At 43.5% G+C, this 14,171-nt stretch carries 9 protein-coding genes; 1 reads left to right on the top strand and 8 read right to left on the bottom strand.

The genetic code is table 11. The annotated features are described in order from the left end of the window. Positions 1-144: 144 nt before the first annotated feature. On the top strand, positions 145-2,838 hold the full coding sequence (locus tag I2I33_RS00045; RefSeq protein ID WP_229128131.1) for an ATP-binding protein: 2,694 nt from the start codon (positions 145-147) through the stop codon (positions 2,836-2,838). A gap of 1 nt (position 2,839) precedes the next feature. Here I2I33_RS00045 and I2I33_RS00040 read toward each other — a convergent pair whose 3' ends face one another. The 8 genes from I2I33_RS00040 to I2I33_RS00005 form a co-directional block, all read right to left on the bottom strand. Then, the gene (locus I2I33_RS00040; protein WP_087421377.1) at positions 2,840-4,219 is read right to left on the bottom strand and encodes an FAD-dependent oxidoreductase; all 1,380 of its coding nucleotides are present in this window, start codon (positions 4,217-4,219) and stop codon (positions 2,840-2,842) included. Next, entirely contained in the window at positions 4,216-4,815 is a 600-nt protein-coding gene (locus tag I2I33_RS00035; RefSeq protein ID WP_087421378.1) for a DUF417 family protein, read from the bottom strand. Before I2I33_RS00035 ends, I2I33_RS00040 begins: the two co-directional genes overlap by 4 nt. A gap of 81 nt (positions 4,816-4,896) precedes the next feature. Next, on the bottom strand, positions 4,897-5,748 hold the full coding sequence (locus tag I2I33_RS00030; protein ID WP_087421379.1) for a helix-turn-helix transcriptional regulator: 852 nt from the start codon (positions 5,746-5,748) through the stop codon (positions 4,897-4,899). A gap of 164 nt (positions 5,749-5,912) precedes the next feature. Then, positions 5,913-6,800: a hypothetical protein gene (locus I2I33_RS00025; RefSeq protein WP_087421380.1), complete on the bottom strand. Its 888-nt coding sequence runs from the start codon at positions 6,798-6,800 to the stop codon at positions 5,913-5,915. Positions 6,801-6,819: 19 nt separating this feature from the next. Then, on the bottom strand, positions 6,820-8,208 hold the full coding sequence (locus I2I33_RS00020; protein ID WP_087421381.1) for a RagB/SusD family nutrient uptake outer membrane protein: 1,389 nt from the start codon (positions 8,206-8,208) through the stop codon (positions 6,820-6,822). Positions 8,209-8,219: 11 nt separating this feature from the next. Continuing rightward, positions 8,220-11,807 carry a SusC/RagA family TonB-linked outer membrane protein gene (locus tag I2I33_RS00015; RefSeq protein WP_162613801.1) on the bottom strand — a complete coding sequence of 1,196 codons (3,588 nt, stop codon included), beginning with the start codon at positions 11,805-11,807 and terminating at the stop codon, positions 8,220-8,222. A gap of 170 nt (positions 11,808-11,977) precedes the next feature. Beyond that, a complete protein-coding gene (locus I2I33_RS00010) occupies positions 11,978-13,153 on the bottom strand; it encodes a FecR family protein (RefSeq protein ID WP_087421383.1) in 1,176 nt (391 codons plus the stop codon). A 286-nt stretch (positions 13,154-13,439) separates the two neighbouring features. Continuing rightward, positions 13,440-13,988: an RNA polymerase sigma factor gene (locus I2I33_RS00005; protein ID WP_027201681.1), complete on the bottom strand. Its 549-nt coding sequence runs from the start codon at positions 13,986-13,988 to the stop codon at positions 13,440-13,442. Positions 13,989-14,171 lie beyond the last annotated feature (183 nt).

The following is a 14,171-nucleotide window of genomic DNA, read 5'->3' as shown; positions in this document are numbered from 1 at the left end:
TTGATGAGGGAAAATTAAAGATATTGTATTGATTTTGTGACATCGTTTAAATATTTATCAAAAAATATTTAAAAAATAGACTAAAAAGAGGGGTAAACATATTATTATTTTTGTAATTTTGGTGCTGATGTATGAATAGAATTTATGATAAGGAGGATCACGGCACTATTTTTCTTCTTGGGCGTGTATGTTCTAGGGTTTGCTGAAAATACACGGGGGAGGGAGTATATACTGGTGCTTAGCTTGATTAATTTCAATGAGGCTTGGGCGAATAATTTATACCAAAATATTCTGGATGAATTCTCGTCGCCGGGGTTTCATGTTGAGGCAGAAGAGTTGTCTATTCCAATGATGACGAGGATCGAAGAGGTGGAAGAAAAGAGGGAATATTTGTTGTCTCGATATTTAAAGCCACCTAAAGTGGTTGTTTTTATTGGGGACCCGGCGTGGCTCGTGTGTCAGCCGTTATTTGACAAGGAATGGAAGGATATACCTACTGTAATTTGTTATTCACGGGATTCTATGCCGAGAAGTTTAGAAAATTTTGTCAACAAGGATTTTCTGGGAGAAGGGAAATTCGTGTTAACAGAAGTGGTTACTGCGGGATATAACTTGACCGTGATAAAACAGCCATTTTATGTCAAAAATACAATAGATTTGATCCGGAGGTTGCAACCGGAAGTCAAGAAAATAGCTCTTATTTCAGATGATCGTTATATTAGTGCCATGGTTCGGGAGGAAGTGTGTGGTGTGTTAGAGAAGGATTTTCCCGAATTGAAGTTAGATTTGTTGACGTCAATTGACATATCTACGGAGAAGTTGTTGGATACTTTGATGGGATATAGTAGGGAAGTAGGAATTATTTACAACTCTTGGTTCGTGGGGAAAAAGCAATCCGAGAGCCACTATCTGTCTGATAATCTTCAAAAAATTATATATGGTTTTGTCGATGCTCCCGTGTTCACGTTAACGGAGATGGATATGGAGACCGGAGCTTTTGCTGGTGGATATTTTATTTCTGCATCAACTTTCGGAAAGGTTGCGGTTCAAACGATACGACAAATTTTAGACGGAGTGCCAGCCCGGAATGTAGAAGGAAGGATCGGGGGAGAGCCGAAGGTTTATTTGAATTATCATCATTTACAACATCATGGTGTAGATCCTAACAGCATCACGGGAGATGTAGTGTTTTATCAGGTCCCGCCTAATTTTTATCAACTCTATAAGGAGTATATTATTATCGGCTTGGCGTTTATTATTTTGCTGGGTGCGATCGGTTTGATGCGTTTTCATGTCATGTGCCAGAGACGGCAGCAACGTCAACGAGAATTTCAGTTACTTTCACAATATAGAAAACTGGTTGATAATATGCCTGTGATTTATATTCGTAAGCAATTGATCTTTGATGAAGAGGGGAATGTTGTTGATTTCATATTTCGTGATGTTAACAATCTTTTCGAGGAAGTTTTCCATTGTACCCGGGATCGGGTTGTGGGGAAACGCTTGAGTGAGGCTGATGTGGATAACCAACTCTTGGACTATATGATGGATAAAGAATCCGGGCGTATCACCTCTTTTGTTTTTCCAGAAGAAAATAATAAAATTCGTTATTACGATAAATTATCTTTCCCGAGTTCCGAGAAGAATTTTATGGATGTATTTTTTATCGATCGGACAGAAGAGTATCTGGTTTCGTTGAAAATGAAGGAACATCAAGTTTCGTTGGAGGCGTTGAATCGAAGGTATGAGCTGGTGCTGGGTGCGACACGACTCATCCCGTGGACATGGGATCTGTTGAACAAGACGATTAATTACGACATTACATACGTGACTCACAAGCTTTGCAAGACGAAGAATTCTAGGATGATGACGGAAAGGGATGGGGATATGCTTGTTCATCCGGATGATCGGGCCGGGATGCGTGAGGCGTATTATGATTTATATTATGACCGGGCTACTATTGTTCGAAAAGAACACCGATCTATGTTTTTGGGAGGATCGAACGAGTATGTCTGGTTCGAGAGTTTCGTGACTGTGGGTGATAGAGATGGAGAAGGGCATCCCACGTTGCTGGTCGGGGGCTCTTTATTGATTGATGAACGCAAGAAGATGGAGGAGGAATTGTTGAAAGCGAAAGAGGCGGCTGAAATTTCGAATCATTTGAAGTCGGCTTTCCTTGCTAATATGAGTCACGAGATTCGGACCCCGTTGAACGCGATTGTCGGTTTTTCTAACGTGTTGGCTTACACGGAGGATGAGAACGAGCGACAGGAGTATATCAAGATTATAGAGAATAATAACACGTTGTTGTTGCAATTGATCGGTGATATTTTGGATTTGTCAAAAATCGAGGCTGGTGTTTTTGAGTTCGTTTATTCCAAGGTAAACCTAAATGTATTGTTGATGGAGGTTATTCGGGCTGCTCGCTTGCGATTAAAAAATGATTCGGTTGTTGTGGAGTTCGTGGAGTGTTTACCTGAATGTGTGATCTGTTCCGATGTAAACCGTTTGATGCAAGTAATGAATAATCTGATCACGAATGCCATAAAATTTACAACCAAGGGGAGTATTCGTGTCGGATACAGGTTGCGGGAGGATGAGTCGTTGTATTTTTATGTCTCGGACACGGGATGTGGTATTCCCGCGGACAAGCTGAAAGAGGTGTTCGGGCGATTTGTGAAATTGAACTCTTTCCAACAAGGTACAGGATTGGGACTTTCCATCTGTGAAAGTATCGTGACCCGGTTAGGGGGACAGATTGGGGTAATGTCAGAAGTGGGGCAAGGATCAACCTTCTGGTTTACCTTGCCTAAATCTTCATGGCAACAAGCGGATTAATTCATAGTTTAAATCTGAACAGGTCGTTGAATGATTCGCTCATGGAGGGGTGCGTGAAGATGAAATCCCGCAGGAATGTGTAATCCTGTCCCGTTTTCATGGCGATAGCCACAATATTGATGATCTCGCTTGATTCCGGACAAAATAGTGTACAACCCAGTATCTTTTTCGTGTCAGCGTCAATAATCGCTTTTAGCATTCCCTCGGTTTTGCCGATCGTGTGTACTCGTGGAATGGAAGAGACCGTGAATTTGTTTACCTTGAAATTCAAGTTCTTTTTCCTGGCGTCTTCTTCATTCATCCCAATACGGGAAAGCGGGGGCTCGATAAACACGGAATAACTGATTGGTTCCCGGTCGATTGTTGCCCGATCCTTATTGCCGAATAAATCTTCCCGGATGATTCGATAATCGTCCAGAGAAACATAGGTGAATTGTAAACCGCCTTTTACGTCTCCTATGGCACGGATATGGGGTGTTGTTGTCTTCAAGTATTCGTCCACGATGATGGCTCCTCTTTCGTTGACTTCGACCCCGGCCGCTTTTAGATTCAAGCTTTCCGTGTTAGGTTTTCTACCCGTGGCTAGGAGAATAGCATCCGCTTGTAGCGTGTTTAATTCGCCGCTTGCTGTATCCTTATAGGTGAGGGTAGTTTCCTTTTCGCCATTAGTCACGGATTGCACGTTGGCATTCAGGATGAAACGAATCCCTTTTTTCTCCAGCACTTCCTGCACGTTGGCTGCAATATCCCGATCTTCCCGGGGAATCAATGCCGAGAATCCTTCCAGCACGGTGACTTCCGCTCCGAAGGAGGCGTACATGGAGGCAAATTCCAATCCGATGTAACCACCACCGACAATGATTAACTGTCGGGGAAGTTCTTCCAGCTCCATGATCGTTGTACTTGTGAATACTTTGGGATTATCTTGAATTCCGCTGATCGGGGGTATCACGGTTTCCGCTCCCGTGTTGATAAAAATGTGTTTTGCCGTTAGTTCGAAAGTCTCTTCTTTTGTTGTCACCCGAACGATCTCGGGTGAAACGAATTGTCCTTCGCCCGTGTAAACCGTAATGTTGGGGTTCCCGGCGAGGTTTTCGTAGTTTTTCTGGCGTAACTTGTCTGTTACATTATTTTTGAACTCGATAGCCTTCCGGTAGTCCGCTTTCCGTTCTTCGAAAGAGAGTCCCTTTTTCAGCGTGGCAAGTTCTGCCTGGTGGATGAGTGCTTTGGTCGGGATGCTCCCGATGTTGATGCAGGTCCCCCCGTACATTTTATCTGATCGTTCAATCATGGCAACTTTCCAGTCATGTTGAGCTAGTTCCGTGGCAAGGGTTTTACCGCCTTTACCGAAACCGATGATGATAGCGTCAAATTCTTTCATGATTCTTGATGTTTTAATTGATTTAATATGCGTTGTGCAGAATCGGATAGTAGCACTATGGCTCCTGCTAATATTGCCGTGTCTTTAATCACGAGGCGTCCGGCTCCCGATAACAGGGGAAAACCAAATTCCCCGCTTCCCAGGTTGGGGACCCATACTTCGGGTGTCGTGACAAGAAATGACAAGGTACCGATGGTCATGATAATGGCCAGAATATCTCCGATGATACCGATACGGGGGAAGAATAATCCCAAGAAGACCAGTATTCCGATGGTACAGATCAAGGCTCCCAGGCCGTGGGCGAAAGTGTATGTTCCGTTTGCTTGATGCCATTCCCGGTTCTTGATCACGTAGGCTCCTTCCGCGTTTTTGTATTCCTTGTATTCCGGGGCTTGTTTGTTGTAGAAAAAACTCATGAATGGACTGTTGGCAACGAACGGTACAATCCCGTCAGCCTCGTAGTGATAGTATTTCAGACCTCCGATCCACACGAAAATGGTGAGAATGGCCACACGGATAAGTTTTATGCCTAAACCTTTGCTTGATGCTGCTATCGTTAAAAAACGACGGATGAATTTTGTTACTTGCTCGTTCATTTTATTCCTGAATTAGATTGTTTAACTTCAGGTACAAAGATCGGCTATCCGTGTGGGGTTAAAAATGGCAATTTTTCTGTTTTAGTTGTCAATTTTTCCCGATTCTTTCAACTGACGCTTGTACTGTGTAATACTTTCCCCGGAAACTTTCTTGAAGAAACGGCTGAAACTTGCCTGATCTTCGAAGCCTAAGAGATGGGCGATCTCTTTGGCTGTCATTTCACTATATAGTAAAAGCCGCTTTGCTTCTGCTTCCACCCTCTGGTGTATCACTTTCAACGGGGAAGGTAAATTGTATAACGATAAAAGGTGCGAAAGGGTTTTAGGGGATTTGCATAACATATCGGCGTAATCCTGTACTTGTTTCTTTTCTTTGAAGTGCTGGTCTACAAGCACGTAGAAACGACGAACCGAATTAAAACTTTCTTCCATGTCCGGCGTGATATGCAAGTTTTTACGGGCAACCCGTGTTGCGTGAATGATAAAATGTTTCAACAGGATGCGTAACATTTCTTCTTTCAAGTTGTCGTTTACTTGAAATTCACTTTGCAGGCTGGTGATGATGGCCTCGCAAGTTGCTTTTTCTTCTTCCGAAAGGCGGAAGTGCATGATGCGGGAGGTGCCGTTGAAAAGGAATCCGCTACATGAAACTTCGTGGTCGTTCCCGTAGATGCAATAAAAATTACTGTTAAAAAGAAGTATCATGTAGTCTCCTTCAGATTCTTTGATTTCCAAGTGGTGAAGGTTGGTCAGGGAAATAATATCGTTTTCTTGTAGCGTGATGAGTTGATGGTCAACGTCTATCGTGACGGTTCCTTTCCTTGCCCAGATAAATTTATACAGGCTGTCATCTTCACGGAGCGTTTTCGTGAGTTGAAAAGAATCCGTGAGGGCAATTGTCCCTTTTAGTTTCGTGCTGAAGGTTAATTCCATTGGAAGTATTTGTTAAATTACGTCGTCCCTTGTGCAAAGGTACGTATTTCCGTTGGAATGTGGAGAATAAAAGAGCGTGGCAAAAGTCATTTTTAAACAACTACCCTCACTAACTCCCCCTTGCACAGGGGGAGTTGGAGGGGGTAGCTGGATAAGTAGTTGTTTTATGAAGGCAGGCAAAAAGAAAAGATGTCAATATCCAGTTGTTTTTGGATAGCCTCTTGTAACAGTAAATATTTTTGTTCTACCAAGGGGTATTCTTCCATGAGTTCGTCTAGTTCCTCTTTAGTGGAAGAGAACAAGAATTGAAAATATTGCTGCACGTCCATCTCTTGACTTGGGATAAATAGAAGACAATCTTCCGGGTCTTCGATTTCGGACATATAAGGATCGAACGTGATGAATCCACATTCTCTAGCCTCGATAATTCCCTCTTCTACCGTGTACGATTCAAACAGGCTGTAGTCCCCGTAATACTCCTTGCTTACCTCGTAGAAAGCTCCCGGTACGAACCATGCCTCACGCTTTAGTAAATATTCGGTCCAAAGACTTTGATTAATATCTCCCCGGTAATTGTTGCGGGTGGTTTCATCGAGCGTTGCCAGATCGTCATTGATGTTTGCGATAGCGATAAAGCCGGAGCTTGAATAGGCGTTGACTAAATCATAATCACCCAGTATCCACAACTCAATACGATTGGCCAATTGAATCGTGAACGGGAAATATTTCTTTTTGAAATTGTCGTCATATATATTCAAGAACTGCTCCTCGATAAATTGCAGTCCGGTTTTAAGAACTTCTTTTTCCTGTTCCGGGGCTTTTAGCGAGATCGGGTTTTGATTGTTAAAGTTATAAACGTAGTCACTGGAATCCGGGTTGGTTAGGATGACCACACCGTATTTCTGGTAAAAGTCATAAATGTAATGCTGTACGTAATCGTTGGGATCATCGGTTAACGTGTACTTTCCGGCTTGTAATTCCACCTTTGGATTATTTTCATCATGACATCCTAGAAGGATAAAAAATAGGGGTATGATATATATACTTTTCATAGTTTCGGTTTTTATAGGTTTATTGCTGTTCGGGGCGTTCAATGTTCACGATAATCTTGTTTTGTTCTCTGATCTTTTTGGGGATGGGTAGTGTATAGGATTTACTTCCTGCGGGTAGAATGTACTCTTTCCGACTTCCCCCGTTCGTGAAAATGTGTCGTAGTTCCGGCATTCCTTGTCTTCTCAGGTCGAACCAGCGATGTTTCTCGAAACAAAGTTCTCTCCTGCGTTCTTCCCAGACTTTGTTCAGGGCATCCTCCCGGTTGGTGGCCGTGATTTCATAATCGTTCTCGATTCGCTTTTCCCTGATCGTGTTAATATCCGTGATGGCCGATTCCCACTTGTCCAAGAAAACTAAAGCCTCGGCCCGGTTCAGATAGGCTTCTGACAGACGATAGGTGTTCCCGTAGGATTGGGAATTCGTGCTACTGAATTTGTGAGGTTTCTTGTTCTTGTCCCAAAATGTGGTTTTGCGCAAGTCATCATTACTAAAAAGTGAAATGATCTTATCGGAGACAAGGTATGTTGCATACGTGGAAGAGTAATTATAGATAAAATCAAAACTGGCCATGCCGTAACAGAACATGATCTCAGGGTTATTTCTGTTGATAAAATAGGAGTAGGAAGTCAGGCCGGCCGTATGTAGGTCGTAGAGCTGGTATCTCTCGTTATTAATAACGCTGTCGGCATAATTCTTGGCTAACTGGTACTCTTTTTTGTAAAGATGCAGCCGGGAGGCAAACAGGTAAGCCACGTCTAGGCTCGGGTGAACCACATTCTTGGTCCATTCCGTGTTTTTAAAACGTGCGATCGACTCGTGCAAATCGGATTCTATTTTCGCGTACACTTTCGCTAGAGTCTCTCTGGAATAGATGTTATCCATGATCGTGATTTCCTCGTTGATCGGGACTCCGAGGGCTTTCTCGGCTTGCTCTGCGCTTTCGTAGGGTTCTCCGTACAAGTTTATTAACTCGAAATAAGCTTGGGCCCGCATGAAATAAGTCTCTGCCAGAAGTTGATTCTTTTCTTCATCCGTGCCGTGCATGGAAGGTGTTTTATCGATGATAATATTGCAGGTGAAAATGGCGTGATATAATTCGCTCCATGCCTCGTCATTCCTCGTTGCCAGATCTCGTCCCTCTTCGGGTTCCCGTTGCCACGTGTAGTAGCCCCACAGCTGGTTGCGGTATTCATACTGGTTCCCGTCCTGATCCGCGAAATCATCTGTCATGACGGATAAATATTCGGTGTAGTCTTTTTTGTTCTGGATAATCTCTCCGAGTAAAAGCTCCCGCAGTTGGGAGACTGTTTTAGGAACGACTTTGTCCTGTGATTTAGGTTCAAGGAAATCATTACATCCTTGTGTCAACAGAACCAGAATTGCGAGTATAAAATATATGTTTTTCATGACTTCAGGGATTAAAAGTTAAGTGATAGCCGCATGGAATAAGTTTGTTGCGGGGGAATGGAGCGTGCCCCGAGGCTGATTTGTTCCGGGTCCCGTCCCTTGAGGGCTTTGTCCTTGATAACAAAAAGGTTGGACACGGAGAATCCGAGATTCAACGAATTCAGGAAGAGCCTTTTGCACCATTCTTCTGGGAACCTGTAATTCAAGGACAGGTTCGTGCAGCGTAAGAAACTACTGGATACGGTCCGTAAATCCGAATAATTGTACATTTCCCACAAAGATGCCGCAACAGGGTATTTCAGATCCTGCGGGTACACCTTCATGTAGGCATCATTCCATTCCGATATTCTTAAAGCATCGTCACTTAACCGGGGTATATTCGTCCGGTCTTCATCCCCGGGCTTTCGCCACCTGTTCACGTATTCGGTACTCATGTTTTGCTGGGGATAGGGCAGCGTTTGATTCGCCACGTAGAGATTGTTTAGTCGTACCTTATGCCCCAGGTTAAAGGCGAACGTGGAACTTAGAGAGAAACGTTTATACCGGAAGTCGGCAGAGAGACCACCGCTTAAATCCGGTTCCCGGCTTCCCATGGCAACGAAAGCCCGGGCGTATGCCTCGTCGTAGGAACTGATGATGAAATCCCCTTTTTGGTGACCCTCCCCATCTTCCAGGTATTGTTCGTTATAGTTCTTGAATGTCGGATAACCATTAGCATCCAATTTGTCAAATTGGTAGGAGTAGAACGTGTTTACCGGTTTGCCGTTGGTGATCACGCTTCCATTGACGTAATTTGTATAGGTGGTATGTTGTTCCTTATCGGCGTTGGTAACCTTGTTGTACACCTTGGATGTATTAAAGGATAGACTTATCCCGTAGTCTTTGCGATTTAAAGGTTTAAGCCCGACGGATAATTCCCAACCTTTATTCCGGAGAGAACCTCGGTTGATGGCTACCCGGGATGCCCCGTTCGTGGAGGTGATTTCCTTGGTCACGATCATGTTCTTTCCCGTCTTTTTATATCCTTCTAGGGTAACGTCAAGTAAGCCTTTCAAAACAACCAGATTGATTCCCAAGTTGTAGGATTGTGTCTTTTCCCATTTTAAATGGTCATTGGGAACCTTGTATAGCGTGGATGAATACTCTTCCGAGATATTATCCATGCCTCCCATGGTCAGGATCATGTCGGGAACTTGCTCCTCGTTGACATTCCCCTGTATACCGAAAGAGCCTCGCACGGCCAGAACGTCCAGCCATTTCACGTTTTGAAGGAATAGTTCCTCGTGGGCGTTCCATCTTCCGGAGATGGACCATATCGGTAGGAATCGGGTGGAAATGTCTTTCCCGAATTGATTTGAACCGTCAGCTCGGATGTTGAAATTGAAACTATACCTGTTGTCAAACGTGTAGGTGAAGGCCCCGTAAAAGGAGACTTTGTTGTCTTTGGTGTCCGTGATAGCCGGATAGTTTTCGGCCACGGTGTTCCTGTACTTGCTGTAATTTTCCAGAACGATCTTGGCGAATTTATGTCCCCGTTCCCGGAGATACCCGTAATTTGTTTCCGTTTTACCGTCCATCTTCCTAGAGTTGATTTCTATTCCGGCAATGGCGTTAACTTCATGTTTTTGGAACGTTTGGAAATAGCTGAGGGAACTTGTTAACTGGTAGGACTGTCCCCGGTAATCCTTTTCATTCAAGATCCCACCCATGGGAAGTTCCGTATCCGTGTAATAATTGGAAGCTAATTTCGCATCGGGTTCTTTGACACCGTATGCGAGCAACCGTTTGGATTGTGCGTATGTGGATTGTTCGTCCACCCATTCCTGTTCATTTGTGTGAGTAGTGGTCAGGTTGAACTGGGTGTGCCAGTTGAACATGGAGAACAGTTTCCAGTCTAGGTGGAAATTCATGGACGTGTTGCTGGTCGTACTCTCGTAACCGGAATGATCTAGTTCGTGAAATATGTTGAACTTAATATCCGGCGAGTAATAATCTTTTGCCGTGTTTTTCAACCCTTCTTTCGTGGTGTAAAAATAGTCACTTCCGTCCTCGTTGTAGGCGGGGATGGCCCGGGAGGTTTCGTACGCGTACTGGTATAAATCGACAGAACTATGCGTGCGTTTGCTTTTTACTCGGGCAGAAGAAATGTCTGCCCCTATTTTTAGATTGGGGTATAAATTGACATCCACTTTTGCCAAGGCGTTGTAGCGAGTGTATTTTTCCGGCTTTGCCACGCCTTTTTGATCGTTGTACCCGGCTGATATGTAATAATTCACCCGATCACTTCCCCCGGAAACGGATAGGTTATAACTTTGCGTGAACGAGGTGTGGAACAGTAGATCGTACCAATCCGTGTTCATTTCCTTTAGTTTTTTCACTTGTTGATTGAATTCCTGGTAGGTGATGCGACGCTCCCACAGGTCCCTCAACGCTCCTTCGTAACCGATTTCAGACGGGTCATATTTGTTGAAATGTAATGCTTTTTCCTGCATTTCTTCCGAGACCTCGATGCGGTCTTTCGAATTCATTTGTTTCATGATGGAATAGTTTGGGCGGGCAACGACGGAAAGGTTTGTCGAGAAGTTTACCCTTGGCGGGCCGGATTGGCCTCTTTTGGTGGTGATCACGATCACCCCGTTGGCGGCACGTACCCCGTAAAGAGCCGTGGCGGAGGCATCTTTTAAAATGTCAATCCGGTCAATGTCTTCCGGGTTCAGGAAGGAAATCGCATTCCCGATCAGGTTCACGTTGTCCATGCTGTTGATCTCTTCCGGAGTAAGCGGTATCGGGTCGGAAAGGATCACGCCGTCAACCACCCACACGGGTTCCCGGCTTCCCGAGATAGAAGATGAGCCTCGAATTCTGATTTTTGGCGCTACTCCCGGTGTCCCCGACTGATTAATGGCCTGCAATCCCGGAATCTTCCCCTGCAACATCTGGTCGATGGACGTGTTGATCGGGTCCAGCACGTCTGAACCTTTCACGCTCACCACGGCAGATGTCAGTTTGCGTTTCTCGATCACTTGGTAACCTGTAACAACCACTTCTTCCAGCTCTTTTTTACTTGATTTGAGCGTGATCGTGACCGTTTTTTGTCCGGTATAGGGTAACGTGACGGATTCCATCCCGATAAAAGAGAAAACGAGGGTGTCCTTTTCTTGTAATTTAATCGAGAATTCTCCTTTCGTGTTCGTGGTTACTCCATTGCTTGACCCCTTCACGAGGACGGTTACTCCCGGCAGGGGGTGTTTGTTCTCGTCGAAAACCAGTCCGGTTAAGATATTTTTCTCGGGTTCTGCCATTTTGGGGGTAATCACGATGATGTCATTCTGGAAAGTGTACGAGAATCCCGTGGGACGCAGTATTTCTTCCATGACTTCCTGAACACTTTTATTTCTGACGGAAATGGTGATTTCCCCGATTTGTTCACCTTGATTGGTGTTGAAAATGAAACAATAACCTGTTTGTTTTTGAATCTCGGCGAAAAATTCCTTGCTTGTAGCGTTCTTGAAGTCCAGCGTGACTTTTTTCTGCTGCGAGTAGCCGGAGGCTGACAATCCGAGGTTAAAAACCAGAAGAATGAATGTGCAAATCTTCATAATTAGAATAATTTTACTTTTAGGACGCCCATGTACATGAGGTCGAAATTCAAAAGTTTTCATAAATTTGTGGTTTAATTTATTTAGTATTAGAATAAATGAGATGTCCAGTCTGATTTATTCGTTGTTCTGTAAGGGCGGATGATGGTGGAACATCTCCGTCCTTTGTTTTACCTGTTCGTGTACTCGTTTTTGTTTATAATAATTGTTCTTTCTTTTATATGAAATGTAGCGCTAACGGTGGATTCAATGGCATTTAAGATCACATCGATGTTGTCATATCGTTTCAGGTAACCCGTGAAACGGACCTCCTTTACGGATTCATTTTGATAAAATAGTTCCACGTCATACCACAGGGCAAGTTTGTCCAGAATGGTTTCCAAACGTTCGTTGTCAAATAGGAATATGCCTTCTGTCCAAGCCGTGTACGGAGTGGTATCGACCTCCCGGACGATGATATTCCCGTCAGTTTTTTGCACGATGGCTTGCTGGTTGGGTTTCAAGATATACTCTTGCGATGAATTTTGCACCCGGATTCCGACAGAGCCTTTAACTAGCGTGGTTTGTATTTGATTTCCAAGTAATGTGTTTATATTGAACGTGGTCCCGTACACTTTTACTTGGACGTCTTCAGCGATAACGAGAAAAGGTTTGTTCGTGTCTTTGCTTACTTCGAAATAAGCCTCTCCCGAAAGGAATATTTCTCGTTTGTCGGGAGCAAAATTTTTCGGGAATCTTAATTTGGAATTCGAATTCAGATGCACGAATGTTCCGTCCGGTAAGGTGATTTTGAATTCCCCGCCACGGGGTGTTATCAGTTCATGATATTGTTTTTCCTTTTCAGCCGTGGAGTCTGATACATAGATAAGTTTGTCGCCTTGTAAAACTAAATCGATCCCTTCCGGTAGTGCGGGTAGTGCGTGATCTGGCGATAAGTCAATCGTTTCCCCTTGTGACAGAATCAAAATTGCTTTGTTGTTTCCATGGGTGATAGGTGATTGCGAAATTTCACGGGTTGCCGGCTCTTGATTCATGAGTAAATAAACAAGTCCCACGAGTACGGGGACGAGAAAAATAGCCGCGTATCGGCTTAAACGGTAAATAGACTTTACTTTATGAGGTTGAGTATTCTTTTTGAATTTTGAAAATGCTCTTTCGGAATCGATGTGTTTTCGGGTTTCAAACTTTTGAAGCCTCTTTGCGGGGGAAATGACCTGTTGAAAGAAGGAGCGATTCTTTTCGTCTTCTTCCAGCCAAGCGGTTAACTCGTTTTGTTGTGTCTCGGAAAGTTTGTTTTCCATGTGCAACACGATGAGCTGTATAATTTTGCGGTGCTTGTTATTCATGAGTATTCATTTTGTATAACAAACAGCATGGGTAGTAAAAAGTACGATGCCAAAAATGAAAAAAGTACTTTTCCCCTATTCTTCTTTACTCTTTCTTTATTCTCTCTCTATATTCTCACTACTTCCTTTACTGCTCTTCTACTGGTCTTCTACTGCTCATCTACTGTTCATCTACTGTTATTATAGTATTAGAACTATTTATTTCAAATTAAATGACTCTTTTTATACTAGAGAGGGTGCGGAGATATACTAGCGAAATGACAAGGAATCCCCGGTATAGGTGTTTTTACATGAATAGTAAAAAGAAAAATAGCGGGTTCAGTCTTTCTTTTAAACGTTGAAATGCCTTCTGTTTTTGGCTTTTAACCGTTGAGAGGGAAATGCCGAGTTGTGAGGCAATTTCATTTTCTTTTTTCCCGGCCAAGTGTAATTTGAATATTTCCTTACAGCGTTCCGGCAATTGGTCGATGACGTTGAAGAAAATACGGTAGATCTCTTCTTCCATGACTTGGAAAACTTCCGATTCGTCTGATATTGATTCTCCTTGCCGATAATTGATGTAATTTAATTCTGCTTTTTGATGTTTCAGGTGGTTGATCGAACGATTCCGGATGAATAAATAGATAAACGAATGAAATGCTGAGATAGAATCAAAATACGTGTCTTTTTCCCACAATAGAGTCATTAAATCCTGTACAATGTCTTCGGCAACTTCCTGTCTGACATAGTGCATGGCGTACATGACCAAAGATGCATAGTAATCTTTGAAGAGCATTTGAAAAGCTTCCTCTTTTTTTCGGTTTAGCGCTTTAATGAATTGCTCGTTCGTGTGCATGGTGATGTAACGTTTAATTCTCTTCGCGTTAAAAATAGGAAATTAAAAAGGAAATAACAAACTGAGGAATGAGATGAAGGGGTTGTCCCAAAAGTCAATTTTAAATAACTACCCCCACTAACTCCCCCTTACACAGGGGGAGAAACCGCTTGGTAATCAGCTCTCCCCCTGTGTAAGGGGGAG

This window comes from Butyricimonas sp. BSD2780061689_150309_C8, assembly GCF_015560935.1.
In the GTDB taxonomy this organism is placed as follows: Bacteria; Bacteroidota; Bacteroidia; order Bacteroidales; family Marinifilaceae; genus Butyricimonas; species Butyricimonas paravirosa.
The sequence above is the reverse complement of the archived record's forward strand: the minus strand, read 5'-3'. Positions and strand labels throughout refer to the sequence as shown.